19 protein-coding genes and 2 pseudogenes are annotated in these 21,647 nt (G+C 66.0%); 10 read left to right on the forward strand and 11 right to left on the reverse strand.

Annotation, left to right across the window (positions count from 1 at the left end; genetic code table 11):
• Window positions 1-41: 41 nt before the first annotated feature.
• The 4 genes from ligA to HSR122_RS02255 all read right to left on the reverse strand — a co-directional run bounded on the left by ligA (window position 42) and on the right by HSR122_RS02255 (window position 6,640).
• Window positions 42-1,691: an ATP-dependent DNA ligase LigA gene (gene ligA, locus HSR122_RS02240; protein ID WP_229111065.1), complete on the reverse strand. Its 1,650-nt coding sequence runs from the start codon at window positions 1,689-1,691 to the stop codon at window positions 42-44.
• A gap of 68 nt (window positions 1,692-1,759) precedes the next feature.
• Entirely contained in the window at window positions 1,760-4,318 is a 2,559-nt protein-coding gene (locus tag HSR122_RS02245; protein WP_229111066.1) for a type II secretion system F family protein, read from the reverse strand.
• A gap of 1 nt (window position 4,319) precedes the next feature.
• Window positions 4,320-5,948, reverse strand: a complete 1,629-nt coding sequence (locus HSR122_RS02250) for a type II/IV secretion system ATPase subunit (protein ID WP_229111067.1) — start codon at window positions 5,946-5,948, stop codon at window positions 4,320-4,322.
• Window positions 5,949-6,064: 116 nt separating this feature from the next.
• Window positions 6,065-6,640 carry a DUF7549 family protein gene (locus HSR122_RS02255; protein WP_229111068.1) on the reverse strand — a complete coding sequence of 192 codons (576 nt, stop codon included), beginning with the start codon at window positions 6,638-6,640 and terminating at the stop codon, window positions 6,065-6,067.
• Window positions 6,641-6,762: 122 nt separating this feature from the next.
• On the opposite strand from HSR122_RS02255, the gene HSR122_RS02260 reads away from it, so the two are divergent.
• Window positions 6,763-7,185, forward strand: coding sequence for a DUF5793 family protein (locus HSR122_RS02260; protein WP_229111069.1), 423 nt, complete (start codon window positions 6,763-6,765; stop codon window positions 7,183-7,185).
• Between the two features lie 34 nt (window positions 7,186-7,219).
• On the opposite strand, the gene HSR122_RS02265 is transcribed toward HSR122_RS02260, so the two are convergent.
• Entirely contained in the window at window positions 7,220-7,990 is a 771-nt protein-coding gene (locus tag HSR122_RS02265) for an NAD-dependent deacylase (protein ID WP_229111070.1), read from the reverse strand.
• Window positions 7,991-8,093: 103 nt separating this feature from the next.
• Here HSR122_RS02265 and HSR122_RS02270 point away from each other — a divergent pair, with 103 nt between their 5' ends.
• Together HSR122_RS02270 and HSR122_RS02275 are read left to right on the forward strand one after the other, a co-directional pair.
• The gene (locus tag HSR122_RS02270; protein WP_229111071.1) at window positions 8,094-8,693 is read left to right on the forward strand and encodes a DUF7437 domain-containing protein; all 600 of its coding nucleotides are present in this window, start codon (window positions 8,094-8,096) and stop codon (window positions 8,691-8,693) included.
• A pseudogene (locus HSR122_RS02275) lies at window positions 8,690-8,959 on the forward strand (hypothetical protein); the annotation flags it as partial. The gene HSR122_RS02270 and the pseudogene HSR122_RS02275, both read left to right, overlap by 4 nt.
• A gap of 16 nt (window positions 8,960-8,975) precedes the next feature.
• Here HSR122_RS02275 and HSR122_RS02280 read toward each other — a convergent pair.
• Entirely contained in the window at window positions 8,976-10,268 is a 1,293-nt protein-coding gene (locus tag HSR122_RS02280; RefSeq protein WP_229111072.1) for an RNA-guided endonuclease InsQ/TnpB family protein, read from the reverse strand.
• A 5-nt stretch (window positions 10,269-10,273) separates the two neighbouring features.
• Window positions 10,274-10,393, reverse strand: a complete 120-nt coding sequence (locus tag HSR122_RS02285) for an AbrB/MazE/SpoVT family DNA-binding domain-containing protein (protein WP_229111073.1) — start codon at window positions 10,391-10,393, stop codon at window positions 10,274-10,276.
• Between the two features lie 91 nt (window positions 10,394-10,484).
• Here HSR122_RS02285 and HSR122_RS02290 point away from each other — a divergent pair.
• The 7 genes and pseudogenes from HSR122_RS02290 to HSR122_RS02320 form a co-directional block, all read left to right on the forward strand.
• Window positions 10,485-10,721: pseudogene (locus tag HSR122_RS02290) on the forward strand (hypothetical protein); the annotation flags it as partial.
• 100 nt (window positions 10,722-10,821) lie between these two features.
• Window positions 10,822-12,006, forward strand: coding sequence for an ADP-forming succinate--CoA ligase subunit beta (gene sucC, locus HSR122_RS02295; RefSeq protein WP_229111074.1), 1,185 nt, complete (start codon window positions 10,822-10,824; stop codon window positions 12,004-12,006).
• Window positions 12,006-12,878 (forward strand): succinate--CoA ligase subunit alpha, encoded by an 873-nt coding sequence (gene sucD / locus HSR122_RS02300; protein ID WP_229111075.1) that lies wholly within the window; start codon window positions 12,006-12,008, stop codon window positions 12,876-12,878. The genes sucC and sucD overlap by 1 nt, the downstream gene beginning before the upstream one ends.
• 97 nt (window positions 12,879-12,975) lie before the next feature.
• The gene (locus HSR122_RS02305; RefSeq protein WP_229111076.1) at window positions 12,976-14,346 is read left to right on the forward strand and encodes a PAS domain S-box protein; all 1,371 of its coding nucleotides are present in this window, start codon (window positions 12,976-12,978) and stop codon (window positions 14,344-14,346) included.
• Between the two features lie 82 nt (window positions 14,347-14,428).
• The gene (locus HSR122_RS02310; protein WP_229111077.1) at window positions 14,429-15,337 is read left to right on the forward strand and encodes an ABC transporter ATP-binding protein; all 909 of its coding nucleotides are present in this window, start codon (window positions 14,429-14,431) and stop codon (window positions 15,335-15,337) included.
• Between the two features lie 2 nt (window positions 15,338-15,339).
• A complete protein-coding gene (locus tag HSR122_RS02315) occupies window positions 15,340-17,232 on the forward strand; it encodes a PrsW family intramembrane metalloprotease (protein WP_229111078.1) in 1,893 nt (630 codons plus the stop codon).
• On the forward strand, window positions 17,225-18,274 hold the full coding sequence (locus HSR122_RS02320; protein ID WP_229111079.1) for an ABC transporter permease: 1,050 nt from the start codon (window positions 17,225-17,227) through the stop codon (window positions 18,272-18,274). Before HSR122_RS02315 ends, HSR122_RS02320 begins: the two co-directional genes overlap by 8 nt.
• A 74-nt stretch (window positions 18,275-18,348) precedes the next feature.
• On the opposite strand, the gene trpA is transcribed toward HSR122_RS02320, so the two are convergent.
• The 4 genes from trpA to HSR122_RS02340 all read right to left on the reverse strand — a co-directional run bounded on the left by trpA (window position 18,349) and on the right by HSR122_RS02340 (window position 21,529).
• On the reverse strand, window positions 18,349-19,176 hold the full coding sequence (trpA, locus tag HSR122_RS02325) for a tryptophan synthase subunit alpha (protein WP_229111080.1): 828 nt from the start codon (window positions 19,174-19,176) through the stop codon (window positions 18,349-18,351).
• Window positions 19,173-20,453 (reverse strand): tryptophan synthase subunit beta, encoded by a 1,281-nt coding sequence (trpB, locus tag HSR122_RS02330; protein ID WP_229111081.1) that lies wholly within the window; start codon window positions 20,451-20,453, stop codon window positions 19,173-19,175. Before trpB ends, trpA begins: the two co-directional genes overlap by 4 nt.
• Entirely contained in the window at window positions 20,450-21,217 is a 768-nt protein-coding gene (gene trpC, locus HSR122_RS02335) for an indole-3-glycerol phosphate synthase (protein ID WP_229111082.1), read from the reverse strand. Before trpC ends, trpB begins: the two co-directional genes overlap by 4 nt.
• 141 nt (window positions 21,218-21,358) lie before the next feature.
• Entirely contained in the window at window positions 21,359-21,529 is a 171-nt protein-coding gene (locus HSR122_RS02340) for a DUF7556 family protein (RefSeq protein WP_229111083.1), read from the reverse strand.
• Between the last annotated feature and the right edge of the window lie 118 nt (window positions 21,530-21,647).

Genomic DNA, 21,647 nt, shown 5'->3' on the forward strand with positions numbered 1-21,647 from the left:
CGGAATCAGCAAAAGTCCCGCGCTGGGGCCGTCCCGATACGCTACTGTGCGTCGGCAAGTCGCCGGACGCGATCGAGCGTGTCGGCGTCCTCGGGGGCTTTGTCCTCGCGGACGCCGAGAAACCGGGGGAACCGCAGTGCGTAGCCCGAGTCGTATGTGTTCGAGGCCTGCAACTCCTCGTAGCCGACCTCGAAGACGACCGCGGGTTCGAGATCGACTGCGACGCCGTCCTCGCTTCGAACGTGGGGTTCGAGGCGCTCGGTCAGCGCTTCGAGTCGCTCGTCGGTGATTCCCGTCGCGACGTTGCCGACCGGCGCGTAGCCGTCGGGCGTGCGAACCGAGACCTCGAACGTGCCGAGCAGTTCCGCGCGGCGACCTTCGCCCCACTCCGCGCCCGTCACGACCAGATCGAGCGTCTCCACGTCGGGTTTGCGCTTGCGCCAGTGTTTGCCCCGACGGCCCGGCGAATACGTCGATTCGGGGTCTTTGAGCATGATCCCCTCGTGACCCGCCTCCAGGGTTTCGGCCTCGATGTCGGCGATCGCTTCGGCGTCGTCGGCGAGCCACCACTCCGAGACTCCCGACCCGAGCACCGTTTCGAGCCGATCCCGGCGGTCCCGGAGCGGCGCGTCGAGCAGGTCCGCCCCGTCTGCGTGCAGGCAGTCGAACGCCCGCAGTCGAACCGTGACGTCCTCGCGGGCCCTGGCGACGTCGTGTTTCCGGCGGAAGCGCCGAAGCACCTCCTGAAAGGGGAGCGGGTCGCCGTCCTCGTCGACCGCGACGACCTCGCCGTCGAGGATCGCCGGAGCGTCCAGTTCGCGTTCGAGGAAGGCGACGACTTCCGGAAGCGGGTCGGTCACCTCCTCCATGTTTCGCGAGAACAGCCGGACGCTCTCGCCGTCGTAGTGTACCTGGACGCGCGCCCCGTCGTATTTGACTTCGACCGCGGCCGTCCCCCAGTCCTCCAGCGCGCCGGTGACCGTTCCGGTCTGTGCGAGCATCGCCTGCACGGGCCGGCCGATCTCGAGGCCCAGTGTTTCGAGCCCGTCGTCGCCGTCCTCGCGTGCGATGTCGGCGACGAGCCCGTAGTCGTTGGTGACCTGTAGCGCCCGCTCGACCGCCTCGACCGACACGTCGAAGGCCCCGGCGATGGCGTCCCGGACCGTCCCGCCGCCGACGCCGATCCGCATCTCTCCGAGGACGAGCCGCGCGAGATAGCGCGCCTCCTCGGGGCTCGAACGGTTGAACAGCCCGAACAGGAGATCGCGCTTGGTGTCCCGGCTGCCGTCGCCCGTCGCGGCGGCGACCGCACGGAGGTCCTCGTCCACCTCGGCGACGGTCAGCCCGCCGTCGTCGCTGCCGGTGAAGGCCCCCAGCCCCTGCTGGCCGCCGAAGTCGTAGCTTGCCGCGACGGCCCCGATCTCGCCGCGGTCGGCGAGTCTCGATTCGACGTCCTCGGCGGCGACGTTCCGCCCGGCCGCCCGGGCGATCGCCTCGTAACACAGCGCGGGCCCGATATCGAGCGTTCGGGAGTCGTGAGCGGGAAACATCCGGCCCTGCAGGAAGCGGACGACTATCGGCAACTCCGAGCCGGCGTCGGCCAGCAGTTCGCCGACGCGTTCGGTGATCACCGTGTCGGCGCTTTCGGCTTCGATCGCTGCTGCCCGGTCGGCGAACGCGGCGAAGTCCATCGCCCGCGAGTTGCCCGCTCGGGCACCTAATACTGTCGGGACGCGAACGACGTGGTCGTGACAGGCGGCTAGCCGGGGACGCCGCCGCCCGCCGACGTGATCGCTCGTGCAGGCGGTGCGAGGCGACTGCCCCGGAGCGCATTCGCCGTGCTGTCGTCGGTCGCGTTCAGGTTCGTGAGCGTCGCCTCGACCGACACCTGATAGCTGCCCGCCGGGTACGGACGGTCGGTGCTGTTGCCGGTATAGTCGAACCGTTGGTTGTCGTTGGTGTCCAGATAGGGGATCGCAACGACTTCGAGTTCCGTCCTGTCGGGCGGATCGTCGAGGGGGATGACGACATCGCGGTGGGTTCCCGGCGGGAGATACGCCGTGCGCCCGAGCAGTTCGCGGTCCTCGTCGTCCAGATAGACGGCGACGAACCCGCCGTCGGACATCGAGATGGACTCGACGGAGACCTGCTCGCCGTCCGTCGCGGGCTGGGCCCCGAAGTTGATCGACGCGACCGGCGACGACAGCAGCAGGAACGCCACGTACGCGATGGCGAGCATTCCCGCGGCGTGTTTCGCGCCGTCTTTGAGCGTCCCCTCACCGAGCTGGCCGGCGATGAACCCCGAGAACACCGCCTGAACCAGCGCCGTGTGGAAGAACACGAGCGCGTAGGCGGCCTTGTCCACCTCGCCCAGTCGGGCGAACTGCTCGGCGTTGACCCCCAGCCGGTTCGGCCCCTCGGGCGTCTGTACCGACTCGGGCAGTGCCGGGATCAGCACTTCCTGGACGGCGATGATGATCACGAGAAAGACGAAAAACGAGATGTAGATGACGACGAGATAGGTGAACATCTGCTGGCGTCGCCGGCGTCGCATCCGCAGGTCCGAGCGTGACTGGGTGGCGGCGATCCGCAGGACCGGACCGATCTTGCCGCTGGCGTGCATCGCGTTGGTCAGAAGCGTCACGACGCGGGCGATCGAGGTCGTCCGGACGCGCCGTCCGAACCGGATCAGCGCCGCCTGGACGTTCGCGCCCATCTCCACGTCGCTCCAGATCCGATCGACCTCGTCGCTCAGTGCCCCGAGATCGCTGTCCCGAACGCGATCGAGGCTCTCGACGACGGACATCCCGGCCTCGTTGAGGCTCGCGAGCCGTTCGAGCAACTCGGGCGTTGCGGCCTCGATCCGGTCGATCCGGCGCTTGTAGATCTCCCTGACGACCGCGAAGGTCCCGAGCACGAACAGCCCGGCCTGAATGAGCACGTCGTCGAGAACGCGAACGCTGATGCCGGATCCGGCCAGCACGTCGGGCATTCGGAACACGACCCACAGCAGCGCGAGCGGGACGGTCACGTACAGTAGGTGTGTTGGGTGCCAGACGATCGTCTGCAGCGGGGCCGCGAATATCTCCTTGAGACGGCTCGCACGGTCGTACAGCCGCAGCTGTGCGAGGTTCGACCGGACCGCGGCGTTCGCGCCGCCGTCGGCGCTCGCCGTCGGCGTCTCGGGGACGGCCTTGCTCCGGGGCTTGCCCGCGCTGGACGCCTCGAGGGCCCTCGTGCTTTCGTCGTCGGATTCGAGCTGTGCGACGCCGCTCTCGCGGGCGATCCCGAGCTGTTCGAGTTTCTGCATCAGAAAGAGCATGAACCCGGCGTTGGCCAGCGGGATGATCAGGTACGCGATCATCTTGATGAACGGAAGCGTGTCGGTCGTCGTCAGCCCGAACACCAGCAGGATCGTCACCAGAAAGAGCATCCCGGCGACCAGCACCGTCACGTACGCCTCGGCGATCGTCGCAAGTAGTTCGAGGATTTCGTTCTGGCGCTGTTCGGCTTCCTCCTGGTAGCGCTCGTACTGTGACTGCAGGAACGTCGGCAGGCTTTGGCCGCTCTGGAGGATGCTGGCGAGGTTCTCCGTGAAGGTCTTCCACTTCTCGCTCGGGGTGCGATACGCGATCCGCCTGAGCACCGAGATCACGTCGACGTTGAACAGGTCCATCTGCCGGACGCCGACCTCGATCTCGGCGGCGGCATCGCCGTAGATCTCCTCGTTGTTCCCCAGCGTTCGCATCACCGTCGGGAAGGTCGTCCCGCCGCGCGAGAGGGCGTACATGAACGCGACCGTCCGCGGGAGCGCCTCGTTGATCCCGCGCCGGCGGACCTCGGCGTCGCTCTGTGGAATCTGCCAGCGGAAGACGTACGCGAGCGTCGCGGCCAGCGACCCGACGGCGATCCCGCCGCCGGCGTACAGCAGGTCTCTCGCCAGCGGCGAGAGCTCGATCACGAGGTTCGGATCGCCCAGCGCCTCGCCCATGACAGAGGGGAGTTGCGCCAGCGTGGCCGCCACAGCTGGCAACACGACGAGCGTTCCGGCGACGAGATAGACGCCGACCGTCCCGCCGACCAGTCCGGCGACCAGCACGTACAGATACGTCCGCGTAGCGTAGATCCGGTAGGTCTGATCGACGTGTGCGGCCTCCAGCGACCGCTTTCGTTCCGCCGAGTCGACGACGAATCGGTCGAACGCCAGCCGCGAGACCCGCGAGAGAAAGCCGCTCACGCCGCTGCTGACGAACACGAGCGAGACCAGCCCGACGAGGGCCGTGACGATCCCGAGCGGCAGCAGTTGGATCGGCTCCATGTCACTCGACCGTCGTGATGTCGCTTGCCTGTATGTCGTCCATGACAGCGTCCTTGTCGGCGTAGTAGCGGTTGACCCACGCAGTGAAACGCCGGTAGTCGGTCACGTCCTCTTCCCAGAGATACGAGAGCACAGCGCGGCGGTCGTCGAGTTCGCCAAGCAGCTCCGAGCGGGTCCAGCCACGGTCCTCCTGAATCTCCTCGAGCAGGTCGGAGTTGCGTCGCCGGAAGCTGTCGTCGCTGGCGTCCCAGGCGAACGTGTTCGAGTAGTCGAGCTCGCCGGTCCGCTGGTCGATGCCCTCGATCTCGGCGACGGTGTCGATCCGGCGCACGCGCCTGTCGTCGTGGCGAGTCAGCACCTGCACACAGAGCAGGTCGAGACTGGCGACCATCGGGCGGGGCACGTTGATCGGCTCGTTTTCGAGCCGGTTGATCACCGTCTGGACCGAGTCGGCGTGCATCGTCGAGTAGGTCGTATGGCCGGTGTTCATCGCCTGAAAGAGCGTGACTGCCTCCTGACCGCGGACCTCGCCGACGATGATGTACTCGGGCCGGTGGCGCAGCGCCGACCGCAGCAGGTCGTACATCGTGATGTCGTCCTCGTCGAACCGCTCTCGCGTCACCGAGGAGAGCCAGTTGTCGTGATACAGCGACAGTTCCCGGGTGTCCTCAATCGTCAGCATCTTCGATCGCGGCGGGACGAACATCGACATCGCGTTCATGCTCGTCGTCTTGCCGGCTGCGGTCCCGCCCGCGAAGATCAGCGACTTGTTCGACTCGATCGCGAGCCACAGGAAGGCGAGCATGTCCAGATCGACCGTGCCGAACTCCAGCAGATCGACCGGCGTGAACGGCTCTTCGGCGTACTTGCGGATCGTGAACGCCGACCCGCGCGGCGTGACCTCCTCACCGAGTGCGAGTTCGATCCGCGACCCGTCAGGCAGGGTCGTCGAGACGACCGGGTCGGACACGGAGATGTGTCGCCCCGAGCGCTGTGCGAGCTGGATGACGAAGTTCCGGAGTTCCTGGCGGCCGAAGGTGACGTTGGTCTCGATGTCCGTGTACTCCTCGTGGTAGGCGAAGATCGGCAGGTCGACCCCGTCACAGGAGATGTCCTCGATCGCCGGATCGTGCATCAGCGGATCGATCTTGCCGTAGCCCTGGAACTGCCGGTAGAGGTAGTAGAACAGCCGATAGAAGGCCTCTGGGTCGATCACGACGCCGTAGGCTTCCAGCCGGGCCTCGAGTTCCTCCATCAGTGCCGTCTCGGGATCGTCCTGAATGTCGTCACGATAAAGCAGCGGTGTCCGGATGTCCTCGAACAGCCGTTCGAGCAGTTCCCGTTCGAGTTCGTCAAGGGTCGGCTCGACGACGTGATAGCGGTGCTCGTTTTCCTCGCGGTCGTAGTTGATCGAGACGAACGCGTAGGGGGCGTTCAGCCAGTAGCGTTCGACCTCGTCCATGCCGGCCAGTCCGTCGAAGGTGACCAGCGGGTCGTGCTCGTCGGGGTCGTACGCCTCGACCTCGACCGACGAGCCCGTGACGATCCGCACCGAACGGGCCAGTCGCGCCTTCGCGCCGCTCAACAGCCCGTCCGACTCGTCGCTCCCGTTGCCTTGTGAGTTCGCCATGGCGCTGGTCTGTCGCCCCCTGCAGCGACTCTTGCTGTGGGTTTAGCACCCATGCACTTAAATTCGGCACCCCGGTTATCGTTCGTCGAAACGCGAGACGGCGGCGAGCGGTCTCGTCACCGATGCTCGGCGCGAAGCACTGCAGCCGCCAGCGCGCCCATGATGAGGGTTCCGATCGGGACCGGCACGCCGGCGAGGTCCTGCTCGAGGAAATAGAGGGCCGACGCGATTGCGGTTGCGACGGTCGCGGCGGCCAGCGCCCAGCCGATCACGCGGGCCGGATCGACGGGGCTGCGCTCGGTCACTGCCTCCTCGCGGAGATAGAACGCGAGACTGAACGCGAACGCCCCGACCAGCACGAGCGCGCCGATCGCCCACGCGATACTCCCCAGTCGCATGGCCCCGTCGTAGTGGCCGATCGACCCGATCGGCGAGGCCACGAACAGCCCGGACACGAGTTGCGTGCCGGGATACTGTGCCGCCAGGGCGTTGGCCGCGGTGACGAGCTGTTCGCCGACCGCGAGCACGACCGGGAACCGGATCTGCAACTCGATGACCGAAAACCGGACGAACACGACGGTACTGTCCAGCGGCGCGTTCGGATAGTAGACCACGTTCCAGGGCAGTACCATCGCCAGCCACGCCGAGAGGACGGCGAACTCGCCGGCGTATTCCGATCGGACCCAGGCCATCGTCAGAGTTGCCACGGGCCGGGAGCCTAAAGATGTCGTTCGCCGGCGGCAGTACGTCGGTTATCTCCTTCGCCGGCGGCGTTACGTTCTTTGGGAGTCGTCCCGTACGCTTGAGCAAGTAAATGCGGCGAGAAGAGTTCACGACGAACGTCGACACCGACGACCGAATCCCCCGGCTGACCGCCCGCTTCGAGGGTACGCCCGAGGTTCTCCGGAATCGATTAGCCGAGCACGGCCAGGCCCCGGACGCCTCCGACCTCGACGTCTCGTATCGGCACACGTCCGCGGACGAACCCGGTGTACTCGCCGTGTCACACCGGCTCACCGGTGAGTTCGCCTTCGAGGCTCCGCTGGAGCCGTCGGCGCTTCGCTCGCTCGTCGCCGCAACGAGCCGCCGCGATGAGGGCGATCGAAACTACTGTCTTCGGGTCGAGCCGGGCGACGGCGATCCCGTCGAGTTCGAGAAGGCGACGCTTCTGGTCTACGACGCAGACGGGAACCTCGACCGCGAGCACAGCCTCATTCCCGGCGGCGTCGAGCTGTAGGATCGCTGTTCCTCGGAATTGTGGCTCGACGGTCTCACCCGACCGCCTCGACCAGCGCCGGCAACGCCTCCGTCACGTCCGCCCGGAGGTCGTACTCGGCCCGGTCGCTGACCGGCGTCGCTTCGAGGTTGACGACCGCGAGCGTCGCACCTGACCGCTGGGCGCGTGCGGGCAACCCGGCCGCGGGCTGGACCTGCAGCGACGACCCGATCGCCAGAAAGAGGTCGCTTCGCCCGGCCAGTTCGTGGGCCCGGATCGTCGGCCCGTCGGGCATCGATTCGCCGAACAGCACGACCGCCGGCTTCAGCACGCCGCCACACCCCTCACATCGGGGCGGCAGTTCGCCCTCGGCGGCCCGGTCGAACGCCGCTTCGACCGGGAGTCTGTGGCCGCACTCGACGCATTCGACCTCGCGGTTCGTCCCGTGGAGTTCGACCACGGTCTCGGAGCCGGCGGCCCGATGCAATCCGTCGACGTTCTGAGTGACGACGGCGTCGAGATGGCCGCCCCGCTCCAGGTCGGCCAGCGCCCGATGAGCGGCGTTCGGCTCGGTTTCGCCGCCCCCGTAGAAGGCCTCCCGGAGGTCGAGCCGGTCGCGCCAGAACCCCTCCGGATCGGCCTCGAATCGTCGGTAGTGGAAGTCACGCTGATCGAACTGTTCCCAGATCCCGCCGTCGCCGCGAAACGAGGGGATGCCCGAGGCGGTCGAGACGCCTGCACCGGTCAGCGCGACGACTGTTTCCGCGTCGGCGATGGCAGCCGCCAGCGATTCGGTAGCCGCTTCGATCGAATCGATGCCGCTCATACCTGATTGCAGATGCCGAACCAATAGACCTGCTTCGATATCGAAACTCGCCATCCGGAAGATACTTTACTGTTTCTCTATAATCTATAATCAGGGCGGATCAATGTCACGTACTTCGAACCGGGACGACGGCGACGTCGTCCGGGACTTCCTCTCAATCGCGGACCTGCTTGAGGAGCCACAGCTGGCACAATTATACGGATATCTCGCTCGCGAAGGGGACGCAACTGTCCGGGATATCATCGATGCCCTCGGATTCCCCCAGGGGACCGCCTACACCTACGTCAATCGGCTCGTCGATGCCGGCGTTCTCGAAGTCACTCGCGACGAGCAGCCTCGCCGCTACGCCGCCTGCGAAATCGATCTAACGGTCACGGCGGACGACGGGGCGCGTACGTACACTATCACGCCGGCATTGGTCGACGCCGTCGGACGGCGCGAAACCGACGACGACATCGACACATACATCGACCGCCACGGGATCGCTGGTCTCGCGACAGCGCTCACCTACGCGGTCGCACGCGAGCGAGGCGACGTGACCCACCGGCTGATGGCGAAGGATCTCGACATCTCGCCGCTGGCCGCCGAGATGATTCTTCAGGCCCTTCGTCCCATCGTTCACGCACACGACGAGATCAAGGTGTCTGGTGCGTCGATCGACGATTTGGATTTCGACGACACTGATGCGGCCGACAGCGTATGAGCAGGCTTCATATCGCCGACACTGGGTTGTTCGTCGCGGTGGGACAACCATCGAACAGTCGGTATCGGGCCCTTCGTCGGTTTGCTCGCCGCAATGAGGTTGTCTTCGTCTTGCCGAAACGCGTCTACGACGAATTGACTCCGTCTGATCCGAATATCGAGACGCCGCCCGTCGATACCGCGATTGATGACGGTTGGGCGACGGTCGCGGAGCCGCTCGATTTTTCGGACCCGATCGTTTCGCGGACGATGGACAGCGTTCAGCGGTGAACGCACCCCGGGGTCAAGTGGTTCGAGAGACTCCGTCTCTCGTCATCACGGAAGACGACGTCTTCCGTACGACCCCGGGGCTTCCTGCTTCAACGACGCGCTTTGCATCCACAGCCTCTCGCTGAGGTGTGAACGTAGGGAGCGCAGTCTGCACAGGCGTTGATTCGGAGCGTCCCGCCCCTAACTGCTTGAGTCCTCGATGAAGAATATTCTTCGCCGCGTTGAGGTCGCGGTCGTCTGTATGGCCGCACGCCGGGCATGAATGTTCGCGCACCCAGATTGGCTTGGCCGTCTCGACACCACACACAGCGCACTCTTTCGTCGTGCCTTCCGGCTTCACCTTTTCGACGTGCGTGCCGTGTAGGTCAGCCTTGTATTCCAGTAGGTCAAGAAACCGCGACCACGCCGCGTCTTGCTTGTTTTTGCCGTTCTGACTGGTTTCCAGCATCGGCTTCACGTCCAAGTCTTCGACGGCCACAACATCGTACTCTGTGACCAGCCACGTCGTCAACTTGTGCTGATAGTCCAGCACCTTCCGCTTGATTGTCCGTTTCGCTTGTGCTACTTTTCGGCGTTGTTTCTCCCAGTTGGCAGAGCCGTGTTCTTTCCGGTCGAGTTTTCGCTGCTCGCGTGCATAGCGGTCGTACTCGTCGGACAGGTCAAGCGTATCCACGGACAGATTTTCAGACGTGTGGATGTAACTGGTAATGCCAAGGTCAACACCAACACAATCTTCGGGTTCGATCTCACTCAATGGCGGTCTCTCGGGTGTGTCTTCCACAGTAGTCACGAGTGAGACGTACCACTCGCCAGTTGTCTCTTTCTTGAGAATAACCTCGTCAATGTCGTCTGCTGGCGGTACGTCACGTTCTGCGCGAATCTTGAACCAGCCAATCTTTTCGAGTCGGAGTCGTATGAATCGGTCGTCGCCCGTGTTGTAATCCACGTTCCAGCGACAGGGTTGATTGTACGACACTGACCGAAATTCGCCTGCACCCTGCCACCGCAACCGCCCAACATCGTAGCCTTCGTTTCGGCGTTCTTGCAGTGTCTCAAGGTCGTCGTGAATCTGGCTTATTGCCTGTTGTGCGGCGTGTTGTGACGGGTCGGCAAAGGTCGGCCATTTGTCAGTCCACTCTGTGAGCTTGTCATGTTGGTCGTAGTCAGATGTCTGGTCGTTGTATTCACTGCGGTAGTAGTCTCGGACAGCGTGATTGCGAATCTGCCGGAGAATGTCGATGTGCTGCCACGCTTCGCTGGCCACGTCATCGGGCAGGTACGCACGGAAGCGAAGCGTGTGTTTCATAATTGTTAGTCGAGTTTTTCGACGGTGAGTTTCAACTGGTCACCTTCCTCCAGATTAAGCCCCTCTCGGACTTCTTCTGGAATTGTCACTTGCCCACGTTCTCTGAGTTTCGGGTAACATTCCATCGAACTCCTTATGATTAATCCGTACTCAATCGTAATAAAGATTGTGTGTTGTCGGCTTTACCCCCCCCGGGCAGTCGCCTTGTGCCGCCTGTACATCGCGAACGCCGACGATCGTCCGGCTGACGAGGTCGAACGGGCTGATGCCGCCCTCGCCGCCCTCGCTGCACAGCGCCTCAGCCAGGCTGCGGCGACCGAGGTGTACATTTATACGACTGATATCGCTGCCGGTGAGGGGGCCGAAACTGCCCTTGCCAGTGAAGGCTATGGCGATTCGGTGATGTTCGTCGACGGCTTCCAGTTCGTCGAAGACCTCCTCACAGACGAGTAGGCCAGCAGACAGTCGGTACGCGTACCGAGAGTTCGGGTCGGTTCTCGAGTGTGCCGGAAGACCGGGATTTAAGCGCGCGCCGCTCCCCTGTGTGAGTGACATGCGATTGCACGAATACCAGGCCAAGGAGGTCTTCGCGGACGCCGGGATCCCGACGCCGGACTCGCAACTGGCCGGGACCGTCGAGGAGGCCGTCGAGGCGGCCGCGTCGATCGGCTATCCGGTCGCGGTCAAGGCACAGGTACACGTCGGGGGCCGGGGCAAGGCCGGCGGGATCGAACTCGCCGACTCCGAGTCGGAACTCAGAGACGCCGCCGACGCGATCCTCGGGATGGATCTGAAGGGCTACCGCGTCGAGCGCGTGCTCGTCGAGGCGGCGGTCGACTTCGTCGACGAACTGTACGTCGGCGTGACGATGGACCGCGGGCGGGGCCGTCCCGTCGCGATGGTCTCGACGCGCGGCGGGGTCGACATCGAGGAAGTCGCCGCGGAGGACCCCGACGCCATCGCCCGCGAGCACGTCGATCCGGCCTTCGGGATGCACCCGTTTCAGGCCCGGAAGGCCGTCTACGAGGCCGGCGTCGACCGCGACGTGGCCGGCGACGTGGCCTCGATCCTGCGGACGCTCTACCAGCTGTGGGACGAGCGCGACGGGTCGGACGCCGAGATCAACCCGCTGATGATAACGAGCGCGGAGCGCGACGCCGCGGACAGCGCGAGCGACGAACGCGAGGTGATCGCCGCCGACGCCGTGTTCAACGTCGACGAGGACGCCCTCTTTCGCCAGCCGGAACTCGCCGAGATGGAGGACGAAGCCGGCACTGGCGACGAACTCGAACGGAAGGCCGACGAGTACGGTTTCGATTACGTCCGGCTCGACGGCGACGTCGGTATCATCGGCAACGGGGCTGGCCTGGTGATGACCACGCTGGATCTGGTCGACTACTACGGTGGCGACCCCGCGAACTTCCTCGACGTCGGCGGCGGTGCGAAGGCCCAGCGGATCGCCAACGCCCTTGACATGGTCTTCTCCGACGACAACGTCGAGTCGGTCGTGTTCAACATCTTCGGCGGCATCACCCGCGGCGACGAGGTCGCGACCGGGATCAACCAGGCGCTCGAACAGTTCGATGAGATCCCCAAGCCGGTCGTCGTCCGGCTGGCCGGAACCAACGCCGAGGAGGGGATGGCGATCCTCAACGAGGAGCTGGTCACGGTCGAGGACACGCTGGAGGAGGCCGTAAAGCGTGCAGTCGAGTACGCGACAACGGAGGCGGAAGCGTAATGTCCGTACTCGTCGACGAGGACACGCGCGTCGTCGTGCAGGGGATCACCGGCGGCGAGGGCCGGTTCCACACCGAACAGATGCTCGAGTACGGCACGAACGTCGTCGCCGGCGCGGTGCCGGGCAAGGGCGGCCAGGAGGTCGCCGGCGTCCCGGTCTACGATACGGTTCAAGGTGCCGTCCGCGAGGCAGACGCCGACGCCTCGGTCGTGTTCGTCCCGCCGGCGTTCGCCGCGGACGCCGTCTTCGAGGCGCTCGACGCCGACGGGCTGGAGCTGGTCGTCGCCATCACCGAGGGGATCCCGACGCAGGACATGAGCCGGGTCTATCGCAAACTCGAAGAGACCGACACCCACCTCGTCGGCCCGAACTGCCCGGGCGTCATCACGCCGGGGGCCGCGAAACTGGGGATCCTGCCCGGGAACGTCTTCTCGGCGGGTCGGGTCGGCGTCGTCTCCCGGTCGGGAACGCTGACCTACCAGGTCGTGGACAACCTCACCCAGCGCGGGATCGGGCAGACGACCGCGATCGGCATCGGCGGCGATCCCATCATCGGGACGGATTTCGTCGACGCCCTGGCGCTGTTCGAGGCCGATCCCGAGACCGACGCTGTCGTTATGTGCGGCGAGATCGGCGGGGAAGACGAGGAAGAGGCCGCTCGCTACATCGGCGAGCACATGGACACGCCCGTCGCCGGGTTCATCGCCGGTCGCACGGCCCCGCCGGGCAAGCGCATGGGGCATGCTGGCGCGATCGTCTCCGGGAGCGGGACGGGGACGGCACAGTCGAAGATCGCCGCACTGGAAGACAACGGTGTCCCGGTCGGTGACACGCCCGAGGAAGTCGCCGACCGCGTCGAAGACCTGCTGTAGGACCTCGAACGGGAGCCCTGATGTTCCGGTCGCGGTGTCAGCGCGACAACGCCCCCGACACGAACTTTGATACTAGCGAGCACACAACATGCAACCGATGACAGACACAGAGCCGATACGCGTGTTGCACGTCGACAGCGACGACGACTTGCTCGAGGTGGTGGCGGCACACCTCGAGTCCGAGGCGCCGGCTCTGGACGTCGAGGGCGTGACTGACCCCGAGACGGCGCTGGATCGACTCGACGACGGCTCGATCGACTGTGTCGTCAGCGACTATCGGCCGACCGGGATCGACGGGCTGGACCTGCTCGAACGCGTCCGTGAGCGCGACCCGGGGATGCCGTTTGTCCTCTACACCAGCCACGGTAGCGAAGAGATCGCCAGCGAGACCATCTCGGCGGGGGTCACCGAATACATGCAAAAGGAGACCGGGACCGACCAGTACGCCGTGCTCGCGAACACGATCGCCAACGCGGTCGAGCACGCCCGCACGGAGGCCGCGCTCGCGGAGAGCGAACAGCGCTACCGGACGCTCGTCGAGCAGAGCCACGACGGGATCTTCATCTATCAGCACGGTACGTTCGAGTTCGTCAACGAGCGCCTCTGTGAGATCACTGGCTACGCGGAGTCCGAACTGTTCGGGATGGACGTCTTCGAACTCATTCATCCCGAGGACCGTGACCGGGTTCGGCGAATCAGTCAAAAACGACAGTCAGGTGACGGGTATCCGAGCAGATACGAGGCCCGGGTCGTCACCGCCGACGGCGAGACGCGGCCGCTGTCGCTCAACGTCCACTCGATCACCTACGACGGCGAACCTGCCGAGATGGGATCGGTTCGGGACATCACCGATCGCTACCGGAGCGACGAACGACTCGAGGAGTTCGCCAGCGTCGTCGCCCACGACCTCCGCAATCCGCTGAACGTGCTGGCCGGCCGGCTGGACCTCGCCCGCGAGACCGGCGACGACGTTCACTTCGACGCGATCGAACGGTCGATCGACACGATGGAGGTGCTGCTCGAGGACATGCGCGACCTCGCCCGCGCCGGACTGCCGGTCCGCGATCCCGCCGTCGTCGACGTCGCCGACGCGGCCCGCGCGGGCCGGGAGTCGGTCGACGCCGAACTCGACCTGACGCTCGCGGACGGCCTGCCGACGGTCGAGGCCGACGGCGATCGCCTCGAAGACGTCTTCACCGAGTGTTTCGAGAACGTCGCGGTCCACACCGACGGCGAATCGGTCCGCGTCGAGCCGGCCGACGGCGGCTTTGCGATCGAAGACGACGGGCCCGGCATTCCCGAAGGCGAACGCGGGCGCGTCTTCGAGGCCGGGTACACGACCGACCCCGACCGGACCGGGTTCGGGCTGGCGATCGTCGAGTGGATCGGGGACGCCCACGGCTGGTCGGTCACCGCCGAAGCGTCGTCGTCTGGCGGGACGCGGATCGTCGTCACGGACGTCGAGTAGTCGCACGACCGGTCACGCCGAGATATCACTGCCGATACTGCGAGGCAACCTATACGTGTAGCCGGCCAATAGGGGGAGACGAATGATCGAGGTCCGCGACCTTCGCAAGGAGTACGGCGGGTTCCCGGCTGTCGAGGGAAGCACGTTCTCGGTCGCATCCGGCGAAGTGTTCGGGATCGTCGGCCCGAACGGGGCCGGCAAGACCACGACGCTGAAGATGCTCGCTGGGCTGATCGAGCCGACCAGCGGGAGCGCCTCTGTCGCCGGCCACGACGCGGGTGACGCCGAGATGCGACGCCGACTCGGTTTTCTCCCCGAGGAGTCGCCGCTGTACGAGGAGATGACCGCGAACACCTACCTGCACTTCTTCGCGGATCTCTACGACGTCCCCGAAGACGTCGCCGCCCGGCGGATCGACGAGACCCTCTCGGAACTCGACCTCGAACACCGGGACAGACAGCTCGGAGACGTCTCGAAGGGCATGAAACGGAAGGTGGCGATCGCCCGGTCGCTGATCAACGATCCGGACGTGTTGATCTACGACGAGCCGGCCAGCGGGCTCGACCCGCTGACGACGAACTACATCATCGAGTTCACCAGCCGGCTGGCCGATGAGGGCAAGACGATCGTCTTCAGCGCGCACAACCTCTATCACGTCGAGTCGATCTGCGATCGCGTGGCGATCATGAACGAGGGGGAAATCGTCGCCCGCGGCGACCTCGACCAGCTACAGGCCGAGCACGGCGAGACCGTCTATCAGGTCTACACGACGGTCGAGGTTCCCGACAGCGTCGCGAAAAACGGCCGGTACGTCCGGACCGTCGAATCGATGGACGCAGTCGAGGCGACGCGCGAGGCGGCGAGCGAGGCCGGCGGCGAGGTCGTCGACATCCGGACCGACCAGTCCAGTCTGGAGGAGGTCTTTCTCAACGTGGCCGACGGTCGATCGGACGACAGACGAACGGCGGGCGAGTCGAGCCCGGAGGCCTGACCGTGCGACCGCGCAAGGTCCTGCGGATCGGTCGCTGGGAAGTGACGAAAAACGCCGGCGGGATCGACCGCAAGACCGCCGTGATCGTCGCCGCGGCGCTGCTCGTGCTCGGGGCGGCCGTCCCGATCGTGCTCGCTCAGGGCGGCGTGACCCTCGACGAGGGCTTTTACCGAGTGGGTGTCGAGGAGGAGAGCCCGCTCTATCCGGTCGTCGAGAGCGATCCGACCTTTGCGGTTCGGGATTCCGACGCGGAACTGGGCTCCGAGATCGACCTGCGGATCGTCGGCTCGCAGGTGGTCGCCAGTGACTCCCGGAAGGGGGAGTCGGCGCTGGCGGAGTTACGCAACAGCGTCGACTCGTACAACGACCGCGTGATGGCCGACGAGCCAAATCAGTCGGCCGCGTTCCCGGTCACAGTGTCGCTCACCTACGCCGAGCGCAACCTCTCGGTCGGGCCTGCGGACGGGACGGGCAACGGCGGGACAGACGGCACGACTGGTGGTGGAACGGGCGACGGAGACACGGACGGAACAACGGGCGACAACGGAACGGGCGACGGCGACACAGACGGAACAACGGGTGATGGGACAGGCGACGGTGGTACGGACGGGACAGGCGACGGTGACACAGACGGAACAACGGGCGCCGGTGGAGCTGGCGGCGACGTCGGCTCGATCGCTCGCGGTCTCACGGGCAGCGACGGGATGTCGGGAACGCCCTCGGAGATCTCCCCGCCGTTTCCCTTCCAGTCGCTGATCCTGGCGTTCCTGTTCATCATTCCGCTGAACTTCGTCATCCAGGCGTACGGGTCGACGATGCTGAGCGAGCGACTCAACCGTCGCGGGGAACTCATGCTCGTCACGCCGGTCAGTCGCTGGGACATCATCGCCGGCAAGACCCTGCCGTATTTCCTCGGTGCGATGGCCTTCGAGGGGGCGATCGCGGGCGCAGTCATCGCGCTCGAGCCCAGGTCCGGCAGCGGCGCGTACGCGATGCTCGCGGTCGTCCCGCTGGTGTTGCTGTTCCTGTCGGCGACGTTCCTCGGGGCGATGTTCGCTCGGTCGTTCAAGGAACTCACCTTTGTCACTGTCACGATCACCGTCGGGCTGACGGCCTACGCGTTCGTCCCGGCGATCTTCACCGACGTGACGCCGATCGCGCTCGTCTCGCCGCTGACCGTCGTCGTCCGCGATATCCAGGGCGTCGCGATCGAACCGATCGAGATGGCGATCTCGACGGTTCCACCGCTGTTCACCGCGACGCTGTTTTTCGTCCTCGGCGCGGGCCTCTATCGCGAGGAGGACATGTTCACCCAGCGGTCGATCCCGCTGAAGGTGCTTGACTCGCTGGCCGGCCGGATCAGACGGCGGCGCAGCGTCGCGCTGATGGTCGTGTTGCTCATGCCGCTGGTCATCCTCGCCGAACTGGTCGCCGTGGCCGCGATCTATCCGATCTCGCTCGGGTTGCCCCAGCCGCTGTGGCTCGGGGCGATCCTGCTTGCGATCGTCACGATCGAGGAACTGGCCAAGAGCCTGCCGGCCTACGCGGGGTTCGTCCACAGCCGCTACGACCGGACGGTCCGATCGGCGCTGGTCGTCGGCGCACTGGCCGGTCTCGGGTTTTTCGTCGCCGAGAAGGGGTTGCTCGCCGTCCAGTTGCTGGGCGGACTGCCGGAGGTCCAGCAGGCGGCGGTCGTCTCGGCCGGCCCGACCGCCGGGATCGACCCGCTTGTCGGGCTGGGGCTGTTGCTCGCGCCGCTTGCGCTGCACGTCGTCACTGCGGCGACTTCGGCGGTCGGAATGCGATCGGGACGGCAGGGGTACGCCGTCGGACTCACCGCGGCGATCGCGATCCACTTCGCCTACAACTACGCGGTGGTGATGCTCGTTGTTTGACGACGTTCGAGTCGCCATCGCGCGACGCGACATCGCGAGCCTCTCGCGGGAACGGACGATCGTCCTCGCGCTGGCGATACAGGTCTTCATCGCGGCCTTCTCGTCGTTTCTGGTCGTCGGCCTCACCTCGATGTACGATCCCGGAAGCGTCGAGTCCGGCGAACTCACCTTCGGGGTCTCCGGGGAGACTCGCGACGAACTCGAACGGGCGGCCGGGTCGGCCGGCGTCGAGACCGAACACTACCCGACGCGCGAGGCTGCGATGGACGCCTTCCGGCGCGGGGAGGTAGTCGGTGTCTTCCACGCCGAATCGGTCGACCGGCGGATATCCGTGACGGCGACCGTCCCCGACGGGAGCGTGCAGTCGACGCTCGCCGTGGTGAAAGCCCGCGACGTCCTGGAGGCGCTCGAACGCGACGAGCGCACGCGCCGGGCCGCGTATCTCCAGACCCGGCCCGTGTCGCCCCCGCCGGAGGGCGACGGCGGTTCGTACTTCGGGTTCTCCTACACGGTGCTCGTCCCGCTGTTGTTGTTCCTGCCGCCGTTCATCAGCGGCTCGGTCACCGTCGACGTCCTGACCGAGGAAATCGAGCGCGGGACCCTGGAACTGTTGCAGGTCGCGCCCGTCACGATGACGGACATCTTCGACGGGAAAGCGCTGGGAATGGCGGTGCTGGCCCCCGCCCAGGCGTTGCTGTGGATCGCGCTGCTGGTCGTTAACGGGATCACGGTCGCGAACGTCGTCCCGCTGTTGGCGTTGGTCTCGGCGGTCACGCTGCTGGTCGTCGTGCTCGGGGCGGTCCTCGGACTCCTGCTGGGCCAGCGCCGACAGGCCCAGTTGCTGTACTCGATCATCGCGCTTGGCCTGTTCGGCGCGGCCGCGCTCCTGCCGGAACACCCCGCGACCGTGGCCGCGAAACTCGCAGTCGGCAGCGAGACGACCGTCTCGATTGCGACGGTCCTCGCGCTCTCGGTGCTTGCCGTCGCCCTGTACGTCGCGACTCGCCGGTACGTTGGCACGATCGATCCCGAGCGGTACTAGCCGCTGTCGTGGGCTTTCCGGAACGACCAACCACCAGCGGTACGAAAATCGCCCCGACCTGTTTCACCGGCAGATCACTCGCTTTCGACGGTCGCGCCGACGCCGCGCAACGCGCCCGCTTTCAGTTCGCGCGCTTTCGCCTCGAGTTTCTCGGCGGTCACGGCGACCGGTTGTCCGCTCTCGTGGCCCTCGGCGACGATATCGACCAGCGCCGAGCCGACGATGACGCCGTCCGCGCCTGCGCGGACGATCCGCTCGGCGTGCTCGCCGGTCTTGATCCCGAACCCGACGGCTTTGGGGACCGCCCAGTGGCTGATCCGGTCGAGCGTCTCGGCCGTCTGGTCGCTCACGTCGTCTCGCGCCCCCGTCACGCCGGTCCGGGCCTGGACGTAGACGTATCCCGAGACGCGCTCGCGCATGCTCGCGAGCCGGTCGTCGGTCGTCGTCGGCGCGACGATGAAGACCAGGTCCAGCCCGAACTCGTCACAGGCCGCCCGCAGCGGGTCGGCCTCCTCGGCGGGGAGATCGACGACGACGAACCCGGAGATGCCGGCCTCGGCGGCCCGTTCGACGAACGCCCGGGGGCCGGCTTCACCTCCGTACTGGAAGATGAGGTTGTAGTAGGTCATACAGACGATCGGCACGTCCACGTCGACGTCTTCGACGAACTCGAAGTACCGCTCGGGCGTCATGCCCGCCTTCAGCGCCCGGACGATCGCGCTCTGGATGGTCGACCCCTCGGCGATCGGCTCGGAGAAGGGCAGGCCGAGTTCGATCACGTCCGCACCCCCTCGCTCCAGCGCCTCGACGTACGCCATCGAGGCCTCGTAGGAGGGATCGCCGGCAGCGAGATACGGGACGAAAGCCGGCTCGTCGGTGTCGAAAACTGCGTCGAGGCTCATTCGCGCTCACCCCGGCCGAGGTGTCCGGCCCCGACCTGCTCGAAGACGCTCATGTCCGGGGAGACGTCCAGATCGCGTTTCGCGGTTTCCTCGATCACGGTTTCGAGATCCTTGTCGCCGCGACCGGAGACGTTGACGATCGTGAGGTCGCCGACTGCGTCGGGATTTTCCTCGAGGAACGCGAAGGCGTGGGCCGTCTCCAGGGCGGGGATGATCCCCTCGTCCTGTGAGAGCCGGTGAAACGCCTCCAGTGCGGCGTCGTCGTCGACGTTAACGGGCGTCACCCTCCCCTCCTCGACGAGGTGGGCCAGTTCCGGGCCGACGCCCGAGTAATCGAGTCCGGCCGACACCGAATGTGATTCCATGATCTGGCCGTCGCCGTCCTGCAGGAGTTTCGTCCGCGCGCCGTGCAGCACACCCTCGTTGCCGGTCGACAGCGACGCCGAGTTCGGCGCGACGCCCTCCTCCTCGTCGACGGTCAGCGACGATCCCCCTGCTTCCACTGCAAACAGATCGACATCGTCGTCAGCGACGAAGTGGTGGAACGCGCCCATGGTGTTCGAGCCGCCGCCCGCACACGCGACGACCGAATCGGGCAGCCGGCCCGCCTTCTCTCGGATCTGCTCGAGGGCTTCCTCGGAGATCACCGACTGGAAGTCCCGGACCATCGACGGGAACGGGTGCGGACCGACGATCGAGCCGATCACGTAGTGGGTGTCCTCGACGTTGGTCGCCCAGTCGCGCATCGTCTCGGAGATGGCTTCTTTGAGCGTGCCGCGGCCGACAGTGACGGGGTTGACCTCGGCACCGTTGATGCGCATGCGGAAGACGTTGGGCCGCTGGCGGGCGATGTCTGTCTCGCCCATGTAGATCTCGCAGGGCATGTCCAGATAGGCGGCGGCCATCGCCGTCGCGGTGCCGTGCTGGCCCGCGCCGGTCTCGGCGATGATCCGCTCTTTGCCCATGTACTTGGCGAGCAGGACCTGTCCGAGGGCGTTGTTGAGTTTGTGCGCGCCGCCGTGGAGCAGGTCCTCGCGCTTGAGATAGACGTCCGTGTCGTAGCGGTCGCTGAGCCGGTCGGCCCGCTGTAGCGGCGTAGGTCGGCCGCCGAAATCCGCCAGCCGCTGGCGGAACTCGTCCATGAAGCCGTCCTCGTTGTCGAGGACGTATCGCCGGTAGGCGTCCTCCAGTTCCTCGATCGCCGGCATCAACACCTCGGGGACGTACTGGCCCCCGTACTGTCCGAAACTCCCGTCTGCTGGTTCGTCCGTACTCATAGATTCGTTAGTCGCTCCGTGTTCTGTCGCACGTCGCCGTCCATGATCGCCGAGCCGATCAGGCAGGCATCCGCCCCCGCCGTGCGCATCCGCGTCACGTCTCCGGGCGTCGCTATGCCGCTCTCGGCAATGAGCGTGATGCCCTCGGGGACCGACGGGGCGACCGTCTCGAACGTCGAGAGGTCGACCGCCAGTTCCGTCAGGTCGCGGTTGTTGATCCCGATAACCTCCGCCCCGGCCGCCAGCGCCGTCTCGACTTCCGCTTCGGTGTGAGTCTCGACGAGCACCTGAAAGCCCCGGTCGCGAGCGGCCGCGATCAGTTCGCCGAGGTCGTCGGTTCCGTCCTCCCGGAGAAAGCGCGCGATCAACAGCACGACGTCGGCCTCGACGACGTCCAGTTGCGCCTCGTAGAGCAGGAAGTCCTTCCGGAGGACGGGCACGTCGACGGCCGCTCGAACGCGTTCGAGCGTTGCGGGCGAACCGCCGAAGTGCTCCGGCTCTGTGAGCACCGACAGTGCAGCCGCCCCGCCCCGGATCATCTCCCCGGCCAGCTCGACCGGGTCGTCCGTCCGTTCGCCGTCGGTCGTCGGGCTGGTCGGCTTGACCTCCGCGATCACGGGGACGCGACCCTCGTCTTCGGCCCGGTCGAACGCCGCCGTCAGCGACCGGCCGTCGACCGAGAGGCGCTCGTCGCCGCCACCCCGGTCGCGGGCCGCCGACAGGATCGATTCGACCGCTGGCGCGATCTCACCACTAGTCTCCATTACTGTACACTAACGTACAGTGTTGGACATAAACCTTGCGTAACGCTTCCGGGGCCAACGGCTGCGCGGCGCGGGTTGTTCGAGCGAAAAGCAAGCAGTTCGGAGACGATGTCTCGACTCGTGACGCCGCAGCGAGACGAGCTACCGCCACTCGGGCAGAGTCGCGGCGTCCTGAAGGGGAGCCGTCACGTAGGCGTCGTCGCGAGTGATATCGGCGAGGATGAAGGTCTCGCCAGCGGGGCCGGTTTCGACCGAGGCCATGACCTCGGCGTCCTCAGCAACGGCCGCGACCGCGTCCGTCTCCTGCGACATGCTTGTTACTCTGTAACACGTACACATAAACGTGCCGGAACCGGGACGGGACTCCGGAATGGAACGTCACATCTGTGACAGGAGCGGCGAAATGCGGTGTCCGGCTGCCGACCACGCC

The sequence above is a fragment of the Halapricum desulfuricans genome (assembly GCF_017094525.1).
GTDB classification, from domain to species: domain Archaea; phylum Halobacteriota; class Halobacteria; order Halobacteriales; family Haloarculaceae; genus Halapricum; species Halapricum desulfuricans.

Bases quoted from the DNA above. Each gene is read 5' to 3' on its own strand.
- HSR122_RS02245 (WP_229111066.1), bottom strand. From the start codon at position 4,318: ATGGAGCCGATCCAACTGCTGCCGCTCGGGATCGTCACGGCCCTCGTC.
- HSR122_RS02285 (WP_229111073.1), bottom strand. From the start codon at position 10,393: ATGGAATGTTACCCGAAACTCAGAGAACGTGGGCAAGTGACAATTCCA.
- HSR122_RS02310 (WP_229111077.1), top strand. From the start codon at position 14,429: ATGATCGAGGTCCGCGACCTTCGCAAGGAGTACGGCGGGTTCCCGGCT.
- HSR122_RS02260 (WP_229111069.1), top strand. From the start codon at position 6,763: ATGCGGCGAGAAGAGTTCACGACGAACGTCGACACCGACGACCGAATC.
- trpC (WP_229111082.1), bottom strand. From the start codon at position 21,217: ATGGAGACTAGTGGTGAGATCGCGCCAGCGGTCGAATCGATCCTGTCG.
- trpB (WP_229111081.1), bottom strand. From the start codon at position 20,453: ATGAGTACGGACGAACCAGCAGACGGGAGTTTCGGACAGTACGGGGGC.
- HSR122_RS02250 (WP_229111067.1), bottom strand. From the start codon at position 5,948: ATGGCGAACTCACAAGGCAACGGGAGCGACGAGTCGGACGGGCTGTTG.
- sucD (WP_229111075.1), top strand. From the start codon at position 12,006: ATGTCCGTACTCGTCGACGAGGACACGCGCGTCGTCGTGCAGGGGATC.
- HSR122_RS02280 (WP_229111072.1), bottom strand. From the start codon at position 10,268: ATGAAACACACGCTTCGCTTCCGTGCGTACCTGCCCGATGACGTGGCC.
- ligA (WP_229111065.1), bottom strand. From the start codon at position 1,691: ATGGACTTCGCCGCGTTCGCCGACCGGGCAGCAGCGATCGAAGCCGAA.
- HSR122_RS02270 (WP_229111071.1), top strand. From the start codon at position 8,094: ATGTCACGTACTTCGAACCGGGACGACGGCGACGTCGTCCGGGACTTC.
- HSR122_RS02265 (WP_229111070.1), bottom strand. From the start codon at position 7,990: ATGAGCGGCATCGATTCGATCGAAGCGGCTACCGAATCGCTGGCGGCT.
- trpA (WP_229111080.1), bottom strand. From the start codon at position 19,176: ATGAGCCTCGACGCAGTTTTCGACACCGACGAGCCGGCTTTCGTCCCG.
- HSR122_RS02340 (WP_229111083.1), bottom strand. From the start codon at position 21,529: ATGTCGCAGGAGACGGACGCGGTCGCGGCCGTTGCTGAGGACGCCGAG.
- HSR122_RS02255 (WP_229111068.1), bottom strand. From the start codon at position 6,640: ATGGCCTGGGTCCGATCGGAATACGCCGGCGAGTTCGCCGTCCTCTCG.
- sucC (WP_229111074.1), top strand. From the start codon at position 10,822: ATGCGATTGCACGAATACCAGGCCAAGGAGGTCTTCGCGGACGCCGGG.
- HSR122_RS02305 (WP_229111076.1), top strand. From the start codon at position 12,976: ATGACAGACACAGAGCCGATACGCGTGTTGCACGTCGACAGCGACGAC.